At 73.0% G+C, this 23,405-nt stretch carries 20 protein-coding genes and 2 riboswitches; of the genes, 7 read left to right on the top strand and 13 right to left on the bottom strand.

Going from position 1 to position 23,405, the window contains the following annotated elements:
* Window positions 1–4 precede the first annotated feature (4 nt).
* Together V6U82_RS16775 and V6U82_RS16770 are read right to left on the bottom strand one after the other, a co-directional pair.
* Window positions 5–901: a hypothetical protein gene (locus V6U82_RS16775; RefSeq protein ID WP_128136935.1), complete on the bottom strand. Its 897-nt coding sequence runs from the start codon at window positions 899–901 to the stop codon at window positions 5–7.
* A complete protein-coding gene (locus V6U82_RS16770) occupies window positions 898–1,281 on the bottom strand; it encodes a PadR family transcriptional regulator (protein WP_128136934.1) in 384 nt (127 codons plus the stop codon). Before V6U82_RS16770 ends, V6U82_RS16775 begins: the two co-directional genes overlap by 4 nt.
* Window positions 1,282–1,373: 92 nt before the next feature.
* On the opposite strand from V6U82_RS16770, the gene V6U82_RS16765 reads away from it, so the two are divergent.
* Together V6U82_RS16765 and V6U82_RS16760 are read left to right on the top strand one after the other, a co-directional pair.
* Window positions 1,374–2,621 carry an FAD-dependent oxidoreductase gene (locus V6U82_RS16765; RefSeq protein ID WP_334462236.1) on the top strand — a complete coding sequence of 416 codons (1,248 nt, stop codon included), beginning with the start codon at window positions 1,374–1,376 and terminating at the stop codon, window positions 2,619–2,621.
* A gap of 8 nt (window positions 2,622–2,629) precedes the next feature.
* Window positions 2,630–3,118, top strand: a complete 489-nt coding sequence (locus V6U82_RS16760) for a MarR family transcriptional regulator (protein ID WP_258544767.1) — start codon at window positions 2,630–2,632, stop codon at window positions 3,116–3,118.
* 25 nt (window positions 3,119–3,143) lie between these two features.
* Here the strand turns inward: V6U82_RS16760 and mraY are convergent, their stop codons facing one another.
* Complete coding sequence (gene mraY / locus V6U82_RS16755) at window positions 3,144–4,247, bottom strand: phospho-N-acetylmuramoyl-pentapeptide-transferase (protein WP_128136931.1); 1,104 nt, start codon at window positions 4,245–4,247, stop codon at window positions 3,144–3,146.
* A gap of 158 nt (window positions 4,248–4,405) precedes the next feature.
* On the opposite strand from mraY, the gene V6U82_RS16750 reads away from it, so the two are divergent.
* The gene (locus V6U82_RS16750; protein ID WP_128136930.1) at window positions 4,406–4,615 is read left to right on the top strand and encodes a hypothetical protein; all 210 of its coding nucleotides are present in this window, start codon (window positions 4,406–4,408) and stop codon (window positions 4,613–4,615) included.
* 235 nt (window positions 4,616–4,850) lie between these two features.
* On the opposite strand, the gene ileS is transcribed toward V6U82_RS16750, so the two are convergent.
* Window positions 4,851–7,970: an isoleucine--tRNA ligase gene (ileS, locus tag V6U82_RS16745; RefSeq protein ID WP_334462444.1), complete on the bottom strand. Its 3,120-nt coding sequence runs from the start codon at window positions 7,968–7,970 to the stop codon at window positions 4,851–4,853.
* Between the two features lie 542 nt (window positions 7,971–8,512).
* Here ileS and V6U82_RS16740 point away from each other — a divergent pair.
* On the top strand, window positions 8,513–8,971 hold the full coding sequence (locus tag V6U82_RS16740) for a hypothetical protein (protein WP_128136929.1): 459 nt from the start codon (window positions 8,513–8,515) through the stop codon (window positions 8,969–8,971).
* Window positions 8,972–9,457: 486 nt separating this feature from the next.
* Here V6U82_RS16740 and V6U82_RS16735 read toward each other — a convergent pair whose 3' ends face one another.
* From V6U82_RS16735 to V6U82_RS16705, 7 genes are all read right to left on the bottom strand, one after another.
* Entirely contained in the window at window positions 9,458–10,315 is an 858-nt protein-coding gene (locus V6U82_RS16735; protein ID WP_334462232.1) for an ECF transporter S component, read from the bottom strand.
* Window positions 10,312–11,943, bottom strand: coding sequence for an ABC transporter ATP-binding protein (locus V6U82_RS16730; protein WP_334462229.1), 1,632 nt, complete (start codon window positions 11,941–11,943; stop codon window positions 10,312–10,314). Before V6U82_RS16730 ends, V6U82_RS16735 begins: the two co-directional genes overlap by 4 nt.
* Window positions 11,940–13,169, bottom strand: coding sequence for an energy-coupling factor transporter transmembrane protein EcfT (locus V6U82_RS16725; protein ID WP_334462226.1), 1,230 nt, complete (start codon window positions 13,167–13,169; stop codon window positions 11,940–11,942). The genes V6U82_RS16730 and V6U82_RS16725 overlap by 4 nt, the downstream gene beginning before the upstream one ends.
* On the bottom strand, window positions 13,162–14,067 hold the full coding sequence (locus V6U82_RS16720) for a hypothetical protein (RefSeq protein WP_334462224.1): 906 nt from the start codon (window positions 14,065–14,067) through the stop codon (window positions 13,162–13,164). Before V6U82_RS16720 ends, V6U82_RS16725 begins: the two co-directional genes overlap by 8 nt.
* A complete protein-coding gene (locus V6U82_RS16715; protein ID WP_334462222.1) occupies window positions 14,064–15,515 on the bottom strand; it encodes a prenyltransferase/squalene oxidase repeat-containing protein in 1,452 nt (483 codons plus the stop codon). Before V6U82_RS16715 ends, V6U82_RS16720 begins: the two co-directional genes overlap by 4 nt.
* 159 nt (window positions 15,516–15,674) lie before the next feature.
* Window positions 15,675–15,793: riboswitch (cobalamin riboswitch) on the bottom strand.
* Between the two features lie 84 nt (window positions 15,794–15,877).
* The gene (locus V6U82_RS16710; protein ID WP_128138955.1) at window positions 15,878–16,363 is read right to left on the bottom strand and encodes a hypothetical protein; all 486 of its coding nucleotides are present in this window, start codon (window positions 16,361–16,363) and stop codon (window positions 15,878–15,880) included.
* Between the two features lie 35 nt (window positions 16,364–16,398).
* Window positions 16,399–17,442, bottom strand: coding sequence for a peptidase (locus tag V6U82_RS16705; protein WP_334462219.1), 1,044 nt, complete (start codon window positions 17,440–17,442; stop codon window positions 16,399–16,401).
* A gap of 98 nt (window positions 17,443–17,540) precedes the next feature.
* Window positions 17,541–17,663, bottom strand: a riboswitch (cobalamin riboswitch).
* A gap of 238 nt (window positions 17,664–17,901) precedes the next feature.
* On the opposite strand from V6U82_RS16705, the gene V6U82_RS16700 reads away from it, so the two are divergent.
* Window positions 17,902–19,365 carry a PepSY-associated TM helix domain-containing protein gene (locus V6U82_RS16700; protein ID WP_334462217.1) on the top strand — a complete coding sequence of 488 codons (1,464 nt, stop codon included), beginning with the start codon at window positions 17,902–17,904 and terminating at the stop codon, window positions 19,363–19,365.
* A 212-nt stretch (window positions 19,366–19,577) separates the two neighbouring features.
* Here V6U82_RS16700 and V6U82_RS16695 read toward each other — a convergent pair whose 3' ends face one another.
* Window positions 19,578–20,261: an ABC transporter ATP-binding protein gene (locus V6U82_RS16695; protein ID WP_128136146.1), complete on the bottom strand. Its 684-nt coding sequence runs from the start codon at window positions 20,259–20,261 to the stop codon at window positions 19,578–19,580.
* Window positions 20,258–21,298 carry an ABC transporter permease gene (locus V6U82_RS16690; protein WP_334462214.1) on the bottom strand — a complete coding sequence of 347 codons (1,041 nt, stop codon included), beginning with the start codon at window positions 21,296–21,298 and terminating at the stop codon, window positions 20,258–20,260. Before V6U82_RS16690 ends, V6U82_RS16695 begins: the two co-directional genes overlap by 4 nt.
* 210 nt (window positions 21,299–21,508) lie before the next feature.
* On the opposite strand from V6U82_RS16690, the gene V6U82_RS16685 reads away from it, so the two are divergent.
* Both V6U82_RS16685 and V6U82_RS16680 read left to right on the top strand, forming a co-directional pair.
* Window positions 21,509–22,738, top strand: coding sequence for a sensor histidine kinase (locus V6U82_RS16685; protein ID WP_334462213.1), 1,230 nt, complete (start codon window positions 21,509–21,511; stop codon window positions 22,736–22,738).
* Entirely contained in the window at window positions 22,735–23,373 is a 639-nt protein-coding gene (locus V6U82_RS16680) for a response regulator transcription factor (protein ID WP_334462211.1), read from the top strand. Before V6U82_RS16685 ends, V6U82_RS16680 begins: the two co-directional genes overlap by 4 nt.
* The last annotated feature ends 32 nt before the right edge of the window (window positions 23,374–23,405 follow it).

The following is a 23,405-nucleotide window of genomic DNA, read 5'->3' as shown; positions in this document are numbered from 1 at the left end:
GCCGTCAGGCGCGGGTGCGCTGCCGCTGCCGCGTCGACACGATCGCGACGACAGCCATGAGGACCGCGACGACCAGCGACGGCAGGGCGTCCGGGCGGCGCAGCAGTTCCCCCGTCAGCCCGGCGTTGTCCAGCTGGTGCAGCGTGCCCAGCAGGAGGGTGGGGACGACTGCGATCAGCAGCCGCTGGTCGGCCGTCGCCACCCACAGGAAGGCGGCCACCCCGGCGATCACCGCGGCGGCGGCGGCGATCCGCGGGCCCGCGTCGACCATGCGGAGGCCGCCCGCGGGGATCAGGTGCAGGGCGAGGACGCCGGCGGTGACCAGGACGGCGTTGGCCCGGGGCGCCGGCGGCACGTCCGCCGGACGTCGCAGGCCCAGCACGATCAGGGGCGCGGCGACGACCGGCGCCCACCACTGCGGCAGGCCGTTGAGGAACAGGTACGGGGAGATCACGGTCGGCACCACCGCCGCGGCCACCGCGAGGAGGGCGGCGGTACGGGTACGGCCCGCGACGAGCGCCACCAGCGCGGCAGTCAGAACGACCTCGTGGACGCCCTGATTCCGCAGGACGGTCAGGGGGTCCGAAAGTCCGCCGTACTGGAACGCCTCGATGATGTCGTCGAGGCCGATGAGCACACCCAGCGCCAGCGCCGCCAGGGCGCCGAGGTGGATGCCCTGCCAGAACAGCACGGCGGTGGGCCGGGCCGCGGTGCTGCCGCCGTACACCCTCAGGCCGCCCCGGACGAGCGAGGCCGCCTCCCGGACGCTGGGCCAGCGACGGGTGGTGGGTTCGTCGCCGATCAACGTGTCGAGCAGTTCGTCGGCGCGTTCGCGGCGGTAGCCGGCCGGGTAGGCCCGCAGCAGCATGCGGTAACGCTTCTCCAGGACATCGGAACTCATGCTGGTCTGATCCTCACGGTGGAAGGTGGACGGGCACTTGCCTGCGATGTGACCCGGCGTGGCAGGCGGTCCATGACCACCCGCGCGGCCTGGGCGAGCCGGTCGGCCTCTTCGGTGAGTACGCGACAGCCCTCGTCGGTGAGCCGGTAGTAGCGACGGGCACGCCCGTTGACGATCTCCTCACCGTCGGCGGTGACGAGGCCCTCGCCGAGCAGCCGGTCGATCACCGAGTACAGCGATCCGGCGGCGAGGGTCACCCGCCCGTCGGACAGCTCGGTCACCCGCTTGATCACGGCGTAACCGTGGAGCGGCCCGCCGAGCAGGGCGGCGAGGACGAAGTACGACGGTTCCCGTAGCGCGGGACGCGAAGTCGATCCCATGCCGCCGAATATACAACCAACTTGAGTATCCGTCCAAGGTGACTGTTCACAGCGACCCTTGCCCAAATCATCTTAATGATTAAGGTAATTGGATGAGCGCATCGACCGACTTCTCCGTGGCGATCGCCGGTGCCGGCCTCTCCGGCCTCTGCCTCGCCCAGTACCTGACGCGTGCCGGCGTCGACGTGCACGTCTACGAGCGGGATCCCGGCCCCTTCGTCCGGCGGCAGGGCTACCGGATCATCCTCGACCGGTACGGGCTGGCAGCGTTGCGCGAGAGCCTGCCCCGCCCGCTGTACCGCCTGGCGCTGGCCACCGGCGACGAGCCCGGCGGACACCTGCGCTTCACCGACCGACGGCTGCGCGACGCCTTCACGATCACCTTCAAGGACGATCCGCACGAGACCCGTCAGGTGGACCGGCTGACCCTGCGGTCGATCCTCCAGTCCGGGCTGGACGGCCGCATCCACCACGGCAAGGCCGCCGTCGCGGTGGACAGCGGCGGCCCGGCCGGGCTGCGGCTGCGGTTCTCCGACGGCAGCGCCGCCGCGGCGACCGTCGTGGTGGGCGCCGACGGCGTCGGTTCGGCGCTACGCGCGCAGCTCATGCCGGACGCCGAACCGGCGGACACCCCGATGGCGGGCATCTACGGCCGGTCACCGCTGTGGCGCGACGGCACGAGCGTCATCCCGGACGCGCTGCGCACCAGCGGGGTCCTGGCCATCGCCGACCGGCCGGGCAGCGCCTTCTTCTTCACCTCCATGCGGTTCGGCGAGAGCCCACGGGAGGCGTTCACGCGCCTGGCTCCGGGCAGCTACGCCCCCACCGGCGACGACTACGTCATGTGGGCGCTGCTGCTCCGCCGGGACGAGTTGCCCGACCGCGTCCGCGGGGACCTGCGGGCGCTGTGGCACGTGGCGGCCCGGATGAGCATCGGCTTCCACCCGCTCGTCCGGCGGCTCGTCGACACCGCCGAGCTGGACGCCACGGTGCTCAACCTCTTCTCCACCGGCCGGCGACCGCACCGGTGGGCGCTGCCCCGGGCGACGATGATGGGCGACGCCGTACACGTCATGCCGCCGTTCGGCGCCCACGGCGGCAACACCGCGCTGCGCGACGCCGCCCTGCTCGGCCACAGGCTGGTCGAGGCCCGGAGGAACGGCACACCCGTGGAAGAGGCGATCGCCGGATACCAGGACGAGATGGTGCCGTACGCCTTCCGCGCCGTCGACGACGCCGCCAGGTTGATGCACCGTCTCACCGGCGGCGCTGCGGCACCGCACTGGGTGCTGACCCGCGTGCTGCCTCGGCTGCACCGGGTCACAGTGCCGGAGGCATGATTGTCCGCATGTCCCACGATCCGGCCCGCGCCTCCGCGATCGCCGACCTCATGCGCGCCGGGCGGGAGACCTCGCGGCTGTCCACCGTGTTCCGGTACGCGGTCGCGGAACGCCTCGGCCTCGCCGTGAGCGACCTGGAATGCCTGGACTACCTGGCGGACGTCGGATCCGCCACCGCGGGGCAGATCGCCGAGCGCACCAACCTCACCACCGGAGCGGTCACCAGCATGCTCCGCCGGCTCCAGCAGGCCGGCTACGTGACGGCCGAACGCGACCCGGCAGACCGGCGGCGGGTCGTCGTCACCATGAGGCCGGAGCGGATCGCCGACCTGGAGCGGCCGTACGAGCGTTTCGCCGAACGGGCGGAACGGCTCGTCGAGGGCTACAGCGCCGAGGAGGTCGGGCTGCTGGTCCGGCACCACGACCGCCTGCAGGCGATGTACCTCGCCGAGCTGGACCACCTCCGCGACCACGGCACCGGGCAGCGGACCGCCTGAGCCCGCGTCTCCTGTCGCTCCGCCGCTATCCCACGGTCGCCAGGAAGTCCGAGTAGAACAGGCCCAGGCCGGCCGCGACGCAGACGCCGGCCACGATCCAGAACCGGACCACGATGGTGGACTCGCTCCATCCGGCCAGCTCGAAGTGGTGGTGCAGCGGCACCATCCGGAAGACGCGTCGCCCAGTGGTCCGGTACGAGACGATCTGGATCACCCAGGTCGTGGTGATGACGACGAAGAGCCCGCCGATCAGGATCGAGAGCAGCGTCGTACGGGTCACCACCGCGAGCCCGCCGATCAGGCCGCCCAGCCCGAGCGCGCCCACGTCACCCATGAAGATCCGCGCCGGAGAGGTGTTCCACCACAGGAAGCCCACACAGGCGCCGGCCGCCGCTGCCGCGATCATGGCGATCTCCAGGGGATCGCGGACCTGGTAGCAGTACTCGTTCACGCGCGCGTACCCGTCGTCGGCGCACCAGTGCCGGTACTGCCAGAAGCCGATCAGCGAGTACGCGCCGAGCACCAGGATCGACGCGCCGGTGGCGAGGCCGTCGAGGCCGTCGGTGAGGTTCACCCCGTTCGACATCGCCGTGATCACGAAGATGAAGACCAGGACCGCGCCGACCTTGCCGACGTCCAGCCAGCTGATGTCGCGGATGAGCGAGATGTGCTCGCTGGCCACGGTCTGGCCGTTGGTGCTGGGCACGTACAGCGCGGCCACGCCGAATCCGCCGCCGACCAGCGCCTGGCCGAGCAGCTTGCCCTTGGCCGACAGCCCGTCGGAGTTGCGCCGGCGCACCTTGAGGAAGTCGTCGAAGAAGCCGACCGCGCCGCAGAAGACGAACAACCCGAGCAGCACCAGGGCCGTCATGGTGGGCCCCTCCTGCGCGATCTGCCGTTCGGGCAGGGTGGTCAGCGCGAGGTGCCCCGCGACGTACGCGAGGACCGTCGCCACGATGAAGACGACGCCGCCCATCGTGGGCGTGCCCACCTTGTGCTCGTTGCTGGCGAGCCCGATGGACCGGATCGGCTGACCGGCCTTCAGCGCGCTGAAGACGCGAACCGCCACCGGCGTGCCGAACAGGGAGACGACGAAGGCGACGGCGGCCGCGACGATGACCGCCCTCACCGGCGGACCTCCACGAGGTCCGGATTCCGTACCGCGTCCCCACCGCTCTTCGCGAAGTCATCGATCACGACACGTGAGCTTGCCATCCGGCGGCGGACGGAGCAGCCCCCTGACCGTCACCACGCCGAGGCTGGCGCGTACGCCGTAGCGTCGACGGCATGAGAACGATGGTGGTGTCACTCGCGGTGGCCGCGGCGGTGGTGCTCGCGCTCGTCGTCTTCGTCGCCCGGCGGGACCGGGCGAGGCACCCTCCGGACGAGGATTCGGCCGCGGTCCGCCGGGCCGGCGCCGACCGGCACCGGCACGACGCGCAGCGGCAGGCCGCGTCGGGCCTCGCGGAGCGGCACGGCAACCCGTCGAGCACCTAGGCGCGACCGGCGGATGCGGTTGGTTGCGCGTACACCGGGGTCGGCTCGTTGCTGGGCGTCGGCCACGGCGACCGCACCGACGCACTGGTGTTCCACACCGCTTCAGTGCCCTGGCCGCCGACGGCCACAAGGTTCGCTGACCCGCCGCCCGGCCCGCCGCCGGACGACGCGAGGGCCGGGGCCACGGCGGTGCGGCCGGCAGAGCGGCCGGAGTGCTCGTGGCCCCGGGCTCGCCTCATGCCTTGCGCAGCCAGAACGTCAGGCCGAGCGTCTCGTCGGTGAAGGCCGTCGCGTCTGCCCACGTCGGCCGCCCGACGGCGAAGTCCGTCGCGAGTACCTCGTCCGCCACCAGCTTCTGATGCTCCGTCAACGCCGGCAGGGTGTCAGCGGTCGCCTCGTAGCGGAGTTCGATGCGGTCGGCGACCTCCAGGCCGGTGGCCTTGCGGGCCTCCTGGATCTGGCGGATCACGTCCCGTGCGATCCCGGCGAGACGGAGTTCCGGCGTGATGTCCAGATCCAGCGCCACCGTCGCACCGGCGTCGGCGGCGACCGTCCATCCGGCGCGTGGAGTCTCGGTGATGACGACCTCGTCCGCCGTGACCACCACCGCCTCACCGTTGACGTCGACGGTTGCCTCGCCGTTCGTACGGAGGGCGTTGGCCAAGGAGGTCGGCTCGGCCGCCAGAATCGCCGCGGCGACGCCCTGGACCGCCCTGCCGAACCTCTTGCCCAGCGGGCGGAAGTTCGCCTTCACAGTCGTGTCCACGAGTGAACCGCTGGTACCCGTGATGGGCGCCACCGAGACGACATTGAGCTCCGACGCGATCTCGGCGAGGAGTTCGGCCGGCAGGTCGGCGAAACCCGCCGCGGACACGACCGCGCGAGACAGCGGCTGGCGCGTCCGGATGCCGGAGTCGGCGCGGGCGGAGCGGCCGAGTTCGACGAGCCGACGCACGAGGAGCATCTGCGCCGACAGTTCCGGGTCGATCAGGGAGACGTCAGCGGTGGGGTACGCGGCGAGGTGCACGGACTCCGCGGCATCGGGCGTGACCGGAACCACCAGGTCCTGCCACACCCGCTCGGTCACGAACGGTGTGATCGGCGCGAGGAGGAGCGTCAGGGTGGACAACGTCTCGTGGAGCGTGGCCAGGGCGGCCGGGTCGCCGTGCCAGAAACGACGGCGACTGCGGCGCACGTACCAGTTGGACAGATCGTCGATGAACGTGGAGAGCAGCCGGCCGGCCTCGTGGGTGTCGAAGCGCTCCATCGCGGCGTCCACGTCGCGTACCAGGCTGTTGAGCTCCGACAGCAGCCATCGGTCCAGCAGTGGGCGGCTGAGCGGCGCGGGATGCGCCGTCGACGGCGACCAACCGGCGGCACGACCGTACAGCGCCCCGAAGGACACCGTGTTCCAGTAGGTCAGGAGGGTCTTGCGGACGACCTCCTGAAGCGTGTTGTGTCCGACGCGCCGGGCCGACCAGGGCGAGCCGACAGCGGCCATGAACCAGCGCACCGCGTCGGCGCCGTGCTCGTCCATCAGCGGGATGGGCTCAAGGATGTTGCCCAGGTGCTTCGACATCTTGCGGCCGTCCTCGGCGAGGATGTGGCCCAGGCAGACGACCGTCTCGTAGGCCGACTTGTCGAAGACCAGGGTGCCGACCGCCATCAGGGTGTAGAACCATCCCCGGGTCTGGTCGATCGCCTCCGAGATGAAGTTCGCCGGATACCGCTTCTCGAAGAGGTCGGCGTTCTTGTGCGGATACCCGTATTGGGCGAAAGGCATCGAGCCCGAGTCGTACCACGCGTCGATGACTTCGGGTACCCGGCGCGCGGTGGCGCCGCATCGGCAGTCGAACGTGACGTCATCGATATAGGGCCGGTGCGGGTCCAGCTCGGACAGGTCCGTCCCGGCCAGCTCACTCAGCTCGGTCAACGAACCGACGCAGGTGAGGTGGTTGTCCGCACAGCGCCAGATCGGCAACGGCGTGCCCCAGTACCGGCTACGGGACAACGCCCAGTCGACGTTGTTGTTCAGCCAGTCCCCGTACCGGCCGTACTTGATGTTCTGCGGCTGCCAGGTCGTCGCCTCGTTCTCCCGCAGGAGCGCCTCGCGGACCGCCGTGGTGCGGATGTACCAGGACGGCTGCGCGTAGTACAACAGGGCCGTGTGACAGCGCCAGCAGTGCGGGTAGCTGTGCTCGTACGGCTCGTCGCGGAAGAGCAGTCCCCGCTCGGCGAGATCCGCCACCAGGACCGCGTCGGCACTCTTGAAGAACGCGCCGCCGACGAGCGCCAGGTCGGGCTGGAACGTGCCGTCCGGGCGGACGGGGTTGACCATCGGAAGACCGTACGCACGGCACGCGGCGAGGTCGTCCGCGCCGAATGCCGGCGCCTGGTGCACCAGGCCGGTACCGTCCTCGGTGGTCACGTACGTCCCGAGGATGACGAAGTTCGCGTCCTCGACCTGAACCAGTTCGAACGGTCGCCGGTAGGTCCAGCGCTCCATGTCCTTGCCCCTGAAGGAGTCGCCGACGACGGTCCACCCCTCACCGAGGGCGGTGTCCGTCAGCGCCTCTGCGACGACGACCTGCTCCTGCCCGTCGGTCGCCACGACGTAGGTGACGTCGGGATTGACCGCGACCGCGACGTTGGACACCAGCGTCCACGGAGTCGTCGTCCACACGAGCAGGGATGCCTGGCCGGCCAGAGGACCCGAGGTCAGCGGGAACCGCACGAACACCGACGGGTCGGTGACCGTCTCGTACCCCTGGGCGAGCTCGTGGTCGGACAGACCCGTCCCGCAGCGCGGGCACCAGGGCGCCACGCGGAAGTCCTCGACGAGCAGCCCTTTGTCGAAGATCTGCTTCAGCGACCACCACACCGACTCGATGTATTCCGGGTCCATCGTCCGGTAGGCGTCGTCCATGTCGACCCAATAGCCCATGCGTTCGGTCAGCCGGGCGAACTCGTCGGTGTGCCGGGTCACCGACTCGCGGCACCGGGCGTTGAACTCGGCAATACCGAAGGCCTCGATGTCGCGCTTGCCGGAGAAGCCCAGCTCACGCTCGACGGCTAGTTCCACCGGAAGCCCGTGGCAGTCCCAGCCGGCCTTTCGCGCGACATGGAAGCCCTTCATGGTCTTGTACCGGGGAAAAACGTCCTTGAAGACTCTGGCTTCGATGTGGTGCGCCCCTGGCATGCCGTTCGCCGTAGGAGGCCCCTCGTAGAAGACCCATTCCGGCCGCCCCTGCGATTTTTCCAGGCTGAGGGCGAAAACCTTGCGATCACGCCAGAAGCCGAGGATATCGTGATCGATATCTGGAAAGTTCGCCTGCGCGGGAACAGCGCGGTACATGGATCCTCCAACGAAGCGGTCACCGGACTTCGGTGGAGGGACGAGGCCTGAACCCCGCGGTACCACCCTCCTTGGCCACAGGCGTGGCCCCCTCGTTGAGTTGTGGTCGGGTCTACTCGGCGTGACGCCTTTCTTCCGACGGCTCCGGGGTGATCTTCCCGCTGCGCACACCCCCGGGCTTCCACCGTCCCCGGGTCTCTGCTGGCTGCGTGCAGTGGTACTCGTCCCTTTCGACGCCTTTCCGCGCCAGTGTAGCCCACCACCGTCGGGGCCACGCCGGGCCCGACGACGGGCCGGCCGACCTGCCCGCAGTCGCACACCCTCGTGCACAACCCACCCGAAAGATGCGATCGACGTCAATCTGATGACAGTCAGTCGATGACGTCGAGGTGACCGCTCTTGTTCGCGCCAGCTCAGCCAGGTCTGGACGATCCCGTACGCTATGCCGAGGCAGAAGAACGGTTTTCCCGGGCCGCTTCGGAATGCGCCGCATCCGCGGATTCGCAGGGGATGGGCGAGCACTGCTCAACACTGCGCGGGCGGTGGAGAAACAGGGAAGAGGGGCCGAGGCAATCAAGCTGGCGGAGACAGCGAGACCGCTTCTCCGTGATTCGGGTGCACTCTCGGCCCTCGCCGAATGTTGCCACTCCGTCGGCGTATGGCGGTTTCACCACTTCGACGACGATCCGCCCCTGGACGACTTCGGCGAAGCCATCCAGGTACGCCTCGGGGCCGGCGATCTGATGGCTGCCGCCCAGTCGTGGCACAACATGGGATACGTCCAGCTGGCATCCGGTGACGTCGCCGGTGCCGCTCACTCCTACGGGCGCGCGACGGACCTCCTCGATCAGGTTCGTGCCGGCACTGACCCGGAACTGGCGTCCAAGGCGTTCCGCCAGCTCGGTTTCATCCTGTCGCACCAGGCGTTCGCCGCCGCGCGTCACGATCCGGCCCGCACCGCCCTTCAGGCGGCGAGGCAGACGCCGACGGCCTCGCGTTGACCCACGGCGGCCGCGCGGTGCCGACCGGCGGCGCGCTGTCGGGGCTGTCCGCCGTCGTCATCGCGGCCTCGGTCCACGACCTGGACCATGGAGCGTACGAATACGACGCCGTGAGTCACGAACTGGCGCCGGCGTCGGGGCCTGCGCCGGCGCTGGCCGGCTGGCCGGGTCTCGCCCATCGACTGACGGGAATCCCTCACACGTCGATCCAGGCGATGGTGCTGTTCGTCCCCCGACTACGCCCGCCCCGCCCGTTCCTACGACTCCATCGTCTGTGCGACCGCGTTGAAGGAGGTAGGCGCTGCGCTTCAGGCCATGGCCCTGGTGAGCGCCGATCGAGGGCTCTCCTTCTGCCCGATGGGTGGTGGTTTCGCCACGACCGCGGGCCTGGGAGAAGGCATCCGGACTGCCCCGGTCATCGGTGAGGCGGTACTGGGGCGACCAGAGGTCACGCCCTGACGACCGGTCGGCGTCCGGCGGCGAGGTTCACCGCGGGACGCCGGGCACGGTCATGTCGTCACCGTCCGCCCGGGGCGTCGGCGGCTCGGGCGTCCCGGCGAAGGTGACCGGCGCACCGAACGCGGCCCGCCGGGCGGCGCGGCGCAACGCGGCGAGGACGGCCGGACCGGCGAGGACGATCGCCACGGCGGTGGTGATCGCCCGGCCGGTGTCCCAGCCGAAGGTGGAGGTGACGGCGGTGAACAGGGCAAGGCGGTGCAGGTTCTCCAGCACGGGCGCGCCGGCGACGTACGACAGCTGGGTGTCCGCGCCGACGCTGAACGGCCAGAACCACAGGTTCATCAGCAGGCCGTAGCCGTAGGCGGCGAGCGCGCCGTAGCCGGCCAGGACGGCGGTCTCGGCCCGGCCGCGCAGCCGGGCCGGGAGCAGGCCGGCGCCGAGGCCGATCCAGGAGGCGCAGAGCATCTGGAACGGTAGCCACGGTCCGACGCCCGCGGTGAGCAGGGCGGACGCGAACAGCGACGTGGAGCCGAGCAGGAACCCGAACCCGGGTCCGAAGACCCGGCCGGCGAGGACGAGCAGGAAGAACACGGTCTCGATGCCCGCGGTTCCCGCCCCCAGGGGCCGCAGGGCGGCATTGACGGCAGCGAGTACGCCGAGCATCGCGAGGGCTTTGCTGTCGATGCCGCCGGAGGTGAGTTCGGCGAGGGTGAGCGCCACGAGTACCGGCAGCATGACGAGGAAGACCAGCGGCGCCTCGGCGGTTCGGGCGGTGCTCTCCGGGTGTGCGGGGACGAAGAAGGGCCAGGTGAAGGTGGCCAGCGCGGCGGCCGAGGCGAGGGTCAGCACCACTGCGGTCCGCGGGGCGACCCGCAGCACGCTCACGCCGGTCCCCCGGTCGCGCCGATCGCGGCGGCTACCTGTTCCACCGTCAGCCAGGGCGCGGGGGCGAGGACCTTGGCCACCTGCGGCGCGAACGCCGGGGAGGCGAGCATGACCTCGGCGGTGGTGCCGTCGGAGACCGTCTCCCCCTCGGCCATCACGACCACCCGGTCGGCGAGGGTCGCGACGAGTTCGACGTCGTGGGTGGCGACCACCACGGCGCGGCTGTCGTCGGCCAGCATCCGGACGATGGCGGTGAACTGCCGCTTGGCGTGGTAGTCCAGGCCGCGGGTCGGCTCGTCGAGCAGGATCACCGGCGGAGCGGCGGTGAGTTGCACGGCGAGCGCGAGCGCGAGCCGCTGTCCCTCGGACAGGTCCCGGGGGTGCCGGTCGCCGGGCAGGCCGGGGGTGATCCGGTCCAGCAGTTCCCGGCAGGTGCCGGCCGCCGCGCCGGTCTCCCGGTCGGCCTGGGCGCACTCCGCGTCGACGGTTTCCAGGTAGAGCAGGTCGCCGGAGTTCTGCGGGACGAGGCCGACATACCGGCGGGCCTGCCCGGCCCGCAGCGCCTCGGGGTCGGCGGTGCCCTCCGGCCCGGTGACGGCGACGGTGCCGCCGTGGCGGGGGCCGCTGCCCTGTACCGCCCAGAGCAGGCTGGACTTGCCGGATCCGTTGCGGCCCATCAACGCGACGATCTCGCCGGCTCGCAGATCGAGGTCGACACCGGCCACCGCGACGGTCCCCGGATACCGTACGACGATCTTCCGTGCGGTCAGCGTGGGACGGGTGTCCGCGGCCGCCGGGGCCGGCGGCGGTTCCGCGCCGGCGAGCCGCTGCCGCAGGCCGGACGCCCGCCGGCGGGCGTCGCGGACCGACAGTGGCAGCGGTGTCCAGCCGGCGAGGCGACCCAGCTCGATGAGGGGCGGCGCGATGTCGACGTGGGTCAGCGCCGTCGCAGGCGTGCCGTCGTGCACGTGGCCGTCGCCGGGCAGGTACAGCAGCCGGTCGGCGTACTGGAGCACGCGCTCCAGCCGGTGCTCGGCCAGGACCACGGTCACGCCGAGGTCGTGCACCAGTCGGGTGACTGTGGCGAGCACGTCCTCCGCCGCAGTGGGGTCCAGCGCGGAGGTGGGTTCGTCGAGCACCAGCACCCGGGGGTGCGCGGTGAGCACCGCGCCGATGGCGACGCGCTGCTGCTGTCCGCCGGACAGCGTCCGCAGAGGCCGGTCCCGCAGCTCGGCGATGCCGAGCAGGTCCAGGGTCTCCTCCACCCGCTTGCGCATCACCGACGGCGACAGGGCGAGCTGCTCCATCCCGTACGCCAGTTCCTCCTCGACGGTGTCGGTGACGAATCCGGCCAGCGGGTCCTGGCCGACCACGCCGACGACGTCGGCGAGGTCGCGCGGCGGGTGCGTGCGGGTGTCCCGGCCGTCGACGGTGACGGTGCCGTGCAGGGTGCCGCCGGTGAAGTGCGGGACGAGGCCGTTGATCGCCCGCAGCAGCGTCGACTTTCCGGCGCCGGTCCGGCCGGCGACCAGGCAGAGTTCGCCCTCGTCGATGTGCAGCGTCACGTCCCGCAGCGGCGGCGGGCCGCCCTCGGCGTACTGGACGGTGACCCGGTCGAAAGTGATCATGGGCGCCCTCCCGGTGACGGTGTCGTCGCGGCGCGTTCTCCGTCCGCCGGCATCTCCGGCACGGGGACCGGCCGGTCCATCGCCGGCGGGCGGTGGACCCGCACCACGGGCGGTGGTGGTGCCAGCCAGGCCGGCGCCGCGGCGACACCGACGGCGAGAAGCATCAGCGGGGTCAGCTGGGGCCAGGTGAGCGGGCTGACCGGAGGGTAGAGCAGCTGCGGGTCCACCGTCCCGGCGAGCATGGTCAGTGCCGCGGCGGCCACCCCGCAGCCGGCCACGAGCAGCTCGGCCGGGCGCCAGCGGTCCGGTCGGTAACGGCTGCGGCGGACCCGGCGCCCGGCCAGCAGCATGCCGGTCACGGCGGCCGCCAGTCCGGCCAGAAGCATCGGCAGCCCCAGATAGCCGGGGCCGGCGCTGTCGAGCAGCCCGTAGGTGCCGGCGCAGACGCCGACCAGCCCGCCGAGGACGAGCCCTCCGGTGACGGTCCGCTGCCCGGCGGGCACCGCGCCGGTGCGGCCGTAACCACGGGAGTCCATCGCCGCCGCGAGCGCCAGGGACCGGTCCAGCGCGTCAGCCAGCACCGGCAGGGCGATCCCGCGCAACGCCCGCATCCCCCGCCCGGTCGCGCCGCGCAGCCGCCGGGCCCGGCGGACCCGGAGCACGCTCTCCACCAGCTGCGGGGCGACCGACAACGCGACCACGACGGCGGTGCCGACCGCGTACAGGGCGCCGGGTACGGCCTTGAGCAGCCGCTTCGGGTTGGCCAGTGCGTTCGCCGCGCCGAGGCAGATCAGCATCGTCGCCAGCCGCAGCCCGTCGTAGAAGCCGCCGAGGATCTGCTCGACGGCGACCGGCCCGAACAGGCGGATGCCCGCCGCCCACGCGGGCAGCGGGATCTCCGGCAACCGGACGAGGATGTGCTCGCCCTGGCCGCCGCCGAACACGATCCGGAACACCACCCGCATCGCGACGATCACCACGCCGAGCCAGACGTACATGCGGAACGCCAGCGCCCACGGGGCGTCGCCGCGACGGCGCACCACCACCAGCCCGGCGACCGCGACGAGCAGGGCGAGGGGCAGCGGGTTCGTGGTGTGGCTGGCCGCGGCGGCCAGGCCGAGCGCCCACAGCCACCACGCGCCCGGATGCAACCCCCGGGGTAGCCGCCATGCCGACCTCCGGCCGGCGTCAGCCGTCCGGGACCGCGTGACCGTGGCGTCAGTCATCCGGGTCGGCGGCACGCCGCCGCCGGGCCGCGACCAGCGCGCCGGTGGCCAGCACCACGAGCAGCAGCACCCCGGCGATGGTGCCCAGCGGCAGACCGTCGTCGTCGCGGGACGCGGCGACATCGGTCACCACGGGCTCGTCGGAGGGGCCCTCCGGTGCCGTGCCGGTGGCAGCACCCGGCGTGGCGGCCGGAGCCGGGGCGCCCGGCGCCCCGCCGGCGGGGGCGGTGCGGGGGGGAGCGGCGGGGCAGACGGGGCCGGCCGCCCGGGGGGGCGCACCCGGTCGCCCCCCGCCGACCGGCGGCGGGACGGCTGTTCCGCCCGCCGGTGGTGGCCCCGCCGGCCCGCCGCCTGTCGGCGACGGCGGTGCAGGCGGCGGTGGTGGTGGTGGAGGAGGAGAGGCGGGTCGTTTCGGCGTGACGCCGGGACGGGGCGCGTCGCTGGCGTTGCGGTTGAGGGAGAACGACCAGCCCTCGAAGCTGCCGGACGCCGGCTTGCGGTTGAGCACACCCTTGTCGCTGTACGTCCAGCTGCCGCCGTTCGACGCGTGCCAGTACGACCAGTAGGCACTGGCCGGCGGCGTGTCGACACACTTCTCCGTCGCGGCCGACGGCTTGCCTTCGATCCGGCAGATGAACCCCTCGCCCCAGCGCAGGGTGCCGGTGATCTGGAAGCCTGCGTTCTTGAGCGCGGCCAGTCCGGTGGCCTGGGTGCCCGGCGCGCAGCGCACCACGGTCCCGCCGCCGAGTTCGTTGAAGTCCACCACGACGGTGACCCCGGAGGCGTCCGGGCAGTAGCCGGCCGACCCGGCGGCCACCGCGGGACCGCCCGGCCCGATCACCGTGCCTGTGATGACCAGGGCGGCGACCAGCCCGCCGCGGGCGGCACGGAGGCTCATCCCGCCCGCCGCCGGCCGAGCACGAGCAGGATCACTCCACCACCGACCAGCAGCAGCGCGACCAGCAGGTAGGTGCCCACCGCCGCGCCGGTGGTCGGCAGCCCGCCCGGTCCCGGCGGGGCCGGCGTCGTGATCGGCGCAGCGGCGGTGGTCGGGGCCGCGGTCGTGGGCGCGGGTGTCCCCGGAGGACTGGTCACGCCCGGCGTCGGGCCGGCGGTGCCGGTCGGTCGAGGCGACGCGGTGAGCGTGGGGGACGCGGTGGGCGAGGCCGTCGTCGTGGGCGAGGGCGTGCCGGTCGGGGTGGGCGGCGACGTGGGCGGCGCGTCGAGGCCGATCCGGCCCAGCGGAACCTGGGCCAGCCCGAGCAGGGCCTGCGCGGTGGCCCGCCTCCACTGATCCCGGTCGGTCCCGCCGATCCCGCCCGCCTTGGCAGCCGTGAGTCCGTCGGTGTTGTAGGCGATCGCACCGGCGTCGGCGGAGGCGGCCCCGCCGTTCGCGGTGAGCTGCAGCGCGGCCAGGGCCTTCGCTGCCCGGGCGGCGTCGTCGTCGCGGCCGGCGGCCGCGAGTGCCTGCCCGGCCAGGCCGGTGCTGTTGGAGTTCGCGCCGGTGGTCGGTCCCGAGCCGCCGAAGGAGCCGTCGGCGTGCTGCTGGGTCACCAGCCAGTCGGCGCCCTTGCGCGCGGCGTCGCCCGCACCGCTGGCGCCGTCCTCGGCGGCGGCCAGCAGCGCCTGCACGGCCATCGCGGTCGAGTCGACGTCGAGGGTGGCGCCGGGTTGCTCGTCGCAGGAGGGGGACGGCCCGTCGGCGGTGTCCGGGTAGAGCCGGAAGCCACCGGCCGCGCACTGCTGCCGGATCAGGAAGTCCACCGTGTCCTGCGGCAGGTCGCCGCTGCGGGCCAGGCCGAGCACGGCGAAGGACTGGTCGAAGGTGTTGCCGGCGTCCGGGCCGCTGTCGGCGGTGGTGCGGCTGGTGATCCGTCCACGCTGGTGCCCGGCGTCGGCCCCGGCGATCAACGACAGGGTTTCCGCCCGCAGGTCGTAGCCGCCGAAGTCGGTGGGGTCCGCGCCGGCGGCGGAGGCGGCGTAGAGCAGTTTCGCGGTGGCCCCGCCGTCGGTGAACCCCTCGATGCCCCAGTCGTCGTAGCTGTTGTAGGAGCGCACGTGCTCGGCGACCTGCGCGGTTGCCGCCTTCCGGGTGGGCGCGTCGACGCCGGTGGCGGACAGTGCGACCAGGCCGTCGATGGTCAGCCCCCAGTCCTCGGGGGCGAACGGGCCGGGCAGCGTGCCGTCGGTGAACTCGCCGGCCAGCCAGGACGCGGCGTCGCGGGCGGCGGTGACGTGGGCCGGGGCGGGTGCCGCGACCACGGTCAGCGGGGCGCCGGTGATCGTGGCGAGGGTCGCCACAGTGGCTGTACCGAGACCGGTGGTGAGACGCCGGAACAGGGGCATCAGGGGTGCCTTTCGCAGAGCGGTCGGTGAAAGCTCCGGAAAGCGCCCCGAGAAACGGACACCCCGCTCCGCGTGCTGCGGTGAGCGGGGTGGGTCGGACCTCGGCGGCCCGGACTTCACCCTGTAGACCTCGACAGTGGAAGCCGCTCGTCCCGGGCGGGGCATTCCGGCTCGCGAGAGGGCCTCTCGCTCACGGTTGCGGGTCAGCGCCGGCTTCATACCGGCTTCCCCCCGCACGGGACGTATGCAGTTGTGTGCCCGGCGCACCGGGCGCCGACACCGTACCGCCCTTGCGCGCGTCGACGCCAGAGCAGCGGACGGCACCCGGTGCGCCGGTGGTCACACCGCTGGTGACCGCCGGTTCAGGGCGCGGCGATGCTCGGCGGGGCACCGGCGCCGAAGGACCAGCCCTCGACACTGCCCGGCGCGGGGTTGTAGCCGGTCGCCCCCGACGTGCTGTAGGACCAGGAGCCGCCGCTGGGGGCGTGCCAGTACGACCAGTACGCCGTGACCGGCGGGGTGTTGACACACGGCTCGGTCGCGGCGGTGGGCTTGCCGTTGATCCGGCAGACGAAGGCCAGGCCCCAGCGGGCGGTGCCGGTGACGGTGAAGCCGGCGGTCTGCAGGGCGGCCAGGCCGGTGGCCGGGTCACCCGGGGCACATCCGACCTGGACGCCGCCACCGAGCGCGGCGAAGTCGACGACCACTGTGACTCCCGAGGTGCCGACGCAGGCGGCGGCGTGCGCCGCCCGGGGCGCGGGTTCGGCGGCGGTCAGCGCGACGCCCGCCACGACGGCGGCCAGCAGGCCGGCCAGCCAGCCGCGGACTGTGGAACGGTGACGGAACACGGGTCCTCCTGTGATCGGGTGAGCGGCGTGGGGGTTCACGGGCAGGCGAGCGCCGGTGCGCCGGGTTCGGCACCGGCGGCGGACAAGCGGGCGTACCCGGTCCCGGCGAGACCGAGGACGGCCTGGGCGGTGGCCCGGGGTGCGGTGGCCGGGTCGAAACCGCCGCCGTCGAAGTCGACCGCGCCCCGGTCCGCCTGCGCCCCGGCGCAGCCGACCTGGAGTCCGGCCAGGAACGCCCGGGCGCGCGCCCAGGCCAGCGTGCGGCCGCCGTCGTGCAGGGCCTGCGCGGCGAGGCCGGTGCTGTTGGCGTTCGGCGTACCGGCGACGTCGGTGAAGCCGCCGTCGACGCCCTGGACGGACACCAGCCAGCGCAGCCCGGCGGCGGCGTCGGCCGGGCGCTGCGCGGCGCGCAGCGCCTGCGTCGCGAGCGCGGTGGCGTCCACGTCGGACACGCAGACCGGTTGTGCGGGCAGCAGCGGGTAGCCGCCGTCCGGGCATCGGGTGGCGGCCAGCCAGGCGGCCGCCGCCGGTGGCGCGCCGTCCGCCGTCCGCGCCAGCGTGAGCAGCGCGAAGGACTGGCTGAACGCGTTGCTGTAGTCGCCGTACGCGGACCGGTCGCTGAACCGGCCGGCCGGCGTCTGGAGCGAGCGCAGCCGGGCGATCAGGTCCACCCCGCCGACGTCGGCCGGGTCACCGCCGCGCACCTGTACGGCGAGCGCGAGCTTTGCTGTCGCACCCGCGTACGCCTCGGAGACACCGTCGCCGACGTAGCCGTCGCGGACGTCCGGACGGGTGACCCAGGCCACCGCGTCCGCGCCGTAGTCGTCGGCGGCGCCTGCGGCGGCGAAGGCGAACACGGCGTCGAGGGTCAGCCCCTGGTCGGGGTAGGCGACACCGTCGAAGACCGCCTCGAAGCGTTCGCCGTCGACGAGTTGCCGGGCGAGCCAGCCGGCGGCGGCCTCGGGGCGGGTGGCTCCGGCGCGCTCGGGTGCGGCGAGGGCAGGTGTGGTGAGGGTGAGGGCGGCGAGCACGCCGCAGAGCAGCGCGAGCAGGCGGTGCCGGCTTCGGCGGACGACCATCGGAAGCGCCTTTCCGGCCCGGCGGTCGTCGAAAGCCCGACCGACGCGGCAACGCCGGGTCGGTCGGGACTCCGACCCGTGGGCCACGACGGGTGGGGAGCGGATGCACGCGTACGACGGGTATTCGGGCTCGCCGCCCAGAGTCCACTGGGCGGCCTACCGTTGCGGGCCAGCGCCGGATTTCGACCGGTCTTCCCCCGCACGTACACGCGTTGGTTCAGTTGTCGCGACAGTCTTATGTGGCCGCAGCTCCGATGTCAATGCGCCAGGAGCCGGACACGTGCCGTGACCGCCGGCAGTCGCCGTCGAAGGCGACGTCGAAGAGGTACGGGGGCAGCCGGGAACTTCCTGGCGCACCTGGCCGACTACTCGACCGGGAGACGGCAACCGGGCAGCCCAGGGCTCGACGGGCACGAGCCACCCCGAACCAGAAACCTCCATTTCCGATCGGAGTAGTCGATGTCCGTCACCGACCTGTCCGGCGATCCCGCGCCGGATGCCCCCGCCGCTGCGCAGACCGCTCGTCCCAGCCGCGAGCCCACGCCCTTCGCCGCGCTCCTGACCCGGCTGCACTTCTACGCCGGCATCCTGGTCGCCCCGTTTCTGCTGGTCGCCGCCCTGACCGGCCTGGCCTACACCATCACCCCGCAGCTGGATCACGTCCTCTACGGCGACCAGTTGACCGTGGCCGCCGTCGGCGACCAGCCGAAGACCCTCGCCCACCAGGTCACCGCCGCCCGCGCCGCGCACCCCGACGGCACCATCGCCTCCGTGGCGCCCGGTGCCGGCGACCGGACCACCCGGGTGGTGTTCTCGATGCAGGAACTCGGCGAGAAGCAGCACACCGTCTACGTCGACCCGTACACCGGCGAGGTCACCGGGCAGCTCACCACCTGGTTCGGCTCCGCCCCGGCCACCACCTGGCTCGACGACCTGCACCGCAACCTGCACCTCGGTGAGATCGGCCGGCACTATTCCGAAATCGCCGCCAGTTGGCTGTGGCTGCTCGTTCTCGGCGGCGTGATCCTGTGGTGGCGCCGCCGCAACGCCACCCGCGCCCGGACGGCCCACCTGCTCGTACCGGACCTGAGCGCCCGCAAGGGAGTCCGCCGCACGCGGGGCTGGCACGCCACCACCGGCGTCTGGCTCGCGGTCGGCCTGCTGTTCCTCTCCGCCACCGGCCTGACCTGGTCCCGGTACGCCGGCGCGAATTTCGGCGCCGGCCTGGACCTCCTGCGCGCCGGCACTCCGCAACTCTCCACCACCCTCGACGGCGTGCCCCCGCCCGCGAGCGACGGTGGGCACCAGCACGGTGACGCAGCACCCGGCACGGCGGACAATCCGGCGTCCTACGACACCGTGCTGACCTCCGCGCGCAGCGCCGGACTCACGGGACCGACGGAGATCAGCCCCGCCGCGGAGTCCGGCCTGGCATGGACCGTCGCCCAGGTCGACAACACCTGGCCGGTCGCGAGGGACCGGATCGCCGTCGACCCCACCACCGGCGCGGTCACCGCCCGCAGCGACTTCGCCGACTGGCCACTGCTCGCACAGCTCAGCAGCCTCGGCATTCAAGCCCACATGGGAATCCTGTTCGGGCCGATCAACCAGATCCTGCTCGCCGCACTCGCTCTCGGCCTGCTCTGCGTCGTCGTCTGGGGCTACCGCATGTGGTGGCAACGCCGCCCCACCCGCGCCGACCGCCGCGCACCGCTCGGCGCACCGCCCGCCCGAGGTGGGGTCCGAGGGCTTCCGTGGTGGGCGCTGCTGCTCGGCGTACCGGTCACCGTGGCACTCGGCTGGGCACTGCCCTGGTTCGGCGTCACCCTGCTCGGCTTCCTCCTCGTCGACATCGCCCTCGGCTTGCTCGCCCGCCGGCGCCGGCGGCCCGTACCCGTCTCACCCGCCCCGGCCGGTAGCTGACCCGGCAGCTGTCCGGCCGCCACCGCCGCGGTGCGGCCGGACAGTGGCGGCCACAGAGGTCGCCTGAGCTACTCCCCTCGCCCCGCTCGGCCCATGACCCGGCAGGTCCGACGTGAGATTCCCCGGTAGCTCGGAGCCTTTCCGATCATGCTCTGATCCGCAGGAGCTGCTGCGGCCCCGCGTCGTCCGCCGGCTCTTGTGGTCGTACCCCTTCAGCGGGCCGGCGTCGGGAGGTGGAGGCGGCCGTCGTGGACTTCGGCGACCTGGTCGACGGCGGTGAGGTGGGTGCGGTCGTGGGTGACCAGGACGGTGGCGGTGGCCTGCTGGTGGGTGAGGCGGGTGATCAGGTCGATGACGGCGGCGCCGCGTTCGTGGTCGAGGGCGCTGGTGGGTTCGTCGACGAGCAGGACGGTGGGGTCGCTCATCAGGGCGCGGGCGATGTTGACGCGCTGACGCTGACCGCCGGAGAGCTGGTGCGGCCGGCGGCCGGCCTGGCCGGCGAGGCCGACCGCGTCGAGGAGTTCCATGGCGCGGGTACGGGCTGCGGCCGGCCGGCGGCCGTCGATGTGGGCCATGACCTGGAGCTGCTCGGCGGCGGTGAGGGAGGGCAGCAGGTTGGGCTGCTGGAACACGATGCCGATCCGGTGGCGGCGCAGGTCGGCGAGTTCGCTCCGACTCATTCCGGTGGTGGGCGTGCCGTCGACGGTGACGGTGCCGGAGTCGGGGGTGATGAGGGTCGCGGCGACCGCGAGGAGGCTGGACTTGCCGGAGCCGGAGGGGCCGATCACGGCGGTCAGGCTGCCCTCGGGCACGTCCAGGGTGACGCGGTCGAGGGCGGTCAGGCGGCCCTCGCCGTCGGGGTAGGTGAGGGTGACATCGGTCAGGTTCAGGCTCATCGGGCGCTCCCCAGGGCGGTCAGCGGGTCGACGGAGGTGATCCGGCGGATGGACAGAGCCGCTCCGAGTACGCCGAGGACGACGATCACGGCCGCGGGGAGGACGACGGTTGCCGGAGTGAGGAGGAACGGCACCGCGGACCCGGCGACGAGAGCGCCGAGTGCGGCGGCGATGCCGGTGCCGAGCAGGGTGCCGCCGGTGAGCAGGACGACGGCCTGTCCGAGGGCGTCCTTGAGGAGGCCGGCGGTCGGGGCGCCCAGTGCCTTGAGCACGGCGACGTCGCCGCTGCGCTGGATGGTCCAGACGGTGAAGAAGGCACCGATGACCAGGGCGGAGATGGCGAACAGGAAGCCACGCATCAGCTGCAGGGAGCCGTTCTCGGAGGTGTAGGAGCCGATCGCGGACAGCGAGTCGTCGACGGAGACCGTCCTGGTGCCCGCCTGCCGGTCGGTGGCCGCCAGATCGGCCCCCGAGGTGGTGGTCAGGGCGACGACAGTGGCCGTCGGGCGACCGTCACCGGTGCCGGCGGGAGGCGCGATCCTCTGCCACGCGTCCAAGCTGGTCCACACCACAGGGGTGTGGCTGAAGGAGGCGTCGCCCCGTACGGCCGCCACGGTCAGTTGCTGCCCGGCCAGGGTGACGGAGTCACCGGCCCGCACGCCGAGGTCGTCGGCGGCCCTGGTGGACAGCACCGCCGAGCGGCCGTCGATCCGGTCGCTGCCGGGGGCGAGGCGGGAGCCGGGCCGGACGCCGAAGGCGGAGACCCCGGCGCTCCTGTCCCCGGCGGTGGCCCTGGTGGTGGTGATGCCCAACGGTTCGGCACCGGCGACTCCGGGGGCCCCGGCCCACACCTGCCACTGCTTCTCGCTGACCGTGGAGTTGGAGTACGACACGTCCCGGCCGTCGCCGGGGGCCTGGAAGGCGATCTTGTCGGCGGGCAGGCCGGTGATGGCGGAGACGTTCTGCCGGCCCAGTCCGGCCGTCAACCCGGACAGCAGCCCGACCAGCAGGGTGATCAGCACGATGACGGCCCCCATCAGGGCAAAGCGCCCCTTGGCGAACTTCAGATCTCTCCAGGCGACAAACACGGTCCCGGCCTGTCCTCTCCAGCGGTGGAAGCGGTACGGCTCCACCATCGCGGCCGACGCCGGTGTGCGCGTCTGGCGTGGGACAGCACTTCGCGGGCCGGAAGACGGCACACGGGTTCCAACTTTCGATAGAGGCCCCAGGCCGCCTGCATCGGTAACGTGGGACGCACTGTGAGCACCGCTGCGCCCGCCCTGACCCCGACCATCCGGGCCCTGGCCTGGTGCCTGCACCTGCTGATCGCCGGCCTGCTCGTCCTGACCGCCGGCCGGGCGGTGACCGGCGACCGGCCCCACGCCGGACTGATCGTCGCCGCGGCGGCGGCGTTCGGCCTGACGTACGCCGCCGGGCCGTTCCTTCCCCGCATCCGCCGCTCGCGGCGGGCCGCCGCGTGGTGGCTGGCCGCCGTGGGCGCCGTGTGGCTGGTGCTGCTGGGCCTGTCCCCCGACGCGATCTGGGTGGCCTTCCCGCTGTACTTCCTCCAGCTCCACCTGCTGCCGCGCCGCGCCGGCCTGGCCGCCGTGATCGCCACCGCCGTGGCGGCCGTCGCCGGGTTCGCCGCGGACACCGGCTCCTTCACCCCGGCCGTGGCGATCGGTCCCGCGCTCGGCGCCGCCGTCGCCGTCGGGGTGGTGTGGGGATACCAGGCCCTGTACCGGGAGAGCGAGCAGCGCAGGCAGCTGATCGAGGAACTCACCGCCACCCGGGCCGACCTGGCCCGGGCCCAGCACACCGCCGCCGTGCTCGCCGAACGCGAGCGTCTGGCCCGCGAGATCCACGACACCCTCGCCCAGGGCCTGTCCAGCATCCAGTTGCTGCTGCGCGCCGCCGAGCGCGCCCTGCCCGGCCGGGCCGACGCCGCCGCCGGCCACGTCGACGCGGCCCGCCAGGTCGCCGTGGACAACCTCGCCGAGGCCCGCCGGTTCGTCGCCGCGCTCACCCCGCCCACCCTGGAGGGCACCACCCTGGCCGGGGCCCTGGAACGCCTGTGCACCACCACCAGCGCCCGCCACCGCCTCACCGTCCGCTTCCACCTCGTCGGCGAGCCCTCGCTGTCGACCGCCCAGGAGGTGGCTCTCCTGCGTGTCGCCCAGTCCGCCCTAGCGAACACGGTCCGCCACGCCGAGGCCACCACCGCCGAGGTCACCCTCAGCCGCCTCGGCGACCACGTCGCCCTGCACGTCGTCGACGACGGGCACGGCTTCGACCCCGGACGGACGCCCGCCCCCGCCGCCGACAGCGGCGGCTTCGGCCTGGCGGCCATGCGCGCCCGCATGGACGCCCTCGGCGGCACCCTGGCCGTCGAGTCCGCGCCCGGTCACGGCACCGCCCTGACCGCCCGGCTTCCCCTCACCCAACCCACCGAGACCGAGCCCGAGGGCCGCCCGTGACCGACGACGCCCCCATCCGCCTCCTCCTGGCCGACGACCACCCCGTCGTACGGGCCGGACTGCGCGCCGTGCTGGAAACCGAACCCGGCCTCCTGGTCGTGGCCGAAGCCGCCACCGCCGAGGACGCCGTCACCCGCGCCGCCGCAGGCGACATCGACGTCGTGCTGATGGACCTGCAGTTCGGCAAGGGCATGGGCGGCGCCGAAGCCACCGCCCGGATCACCGCCCGCCCGGGAGCGCCGCGCGTGCTGATCGTCACCACCTACGACTCCGACGCCGACACCCTGCCCGCCATCGAGGCCGGCGCCACCGGCTACCTCCTCAAGGACGCCCCACCCGAGGACCTGGCCGCCGCCGTCCGCACCGCCGCCGCCGGACGCACCACGCTGGCGCCCGCAGTCGCGGACCGGCTGATGAACCGGCTGCGCACGCCGGGCACCGCCCTGACCCGACGCGAGACCGAGGTCGTCGCCCTGGTCGCCGACGGCCTGTCCAACCAGGCCATCGGCGCCCGCCTCCACCTGACCGAAGGCACCGTCAAATCCCACCTGGCGCGCATCTACGCCAAACTCGGCGTCGACTCACGCACCGCCGCCGTCGCCACCGCCACCCACCTCGGCCTCATCCGCCGCTGACCCGGGCGCGTGCGGGTCGTCACGGGGCGTCC

The organism is Micromonospora sp. CPCC 205554 (assembly GCF_036902745.1).
Lineage (GTDB): Bacteria > Actinomycetota > Actinomycetes > Mycobacteriales > Micromonosporaceae > Micromonospora > Micromonospora tulbaghiae.
Note: the sequence above shows the minus strand (reverse complement) of the source record. Positions and strands in the feature narration are given on the sequence as shown.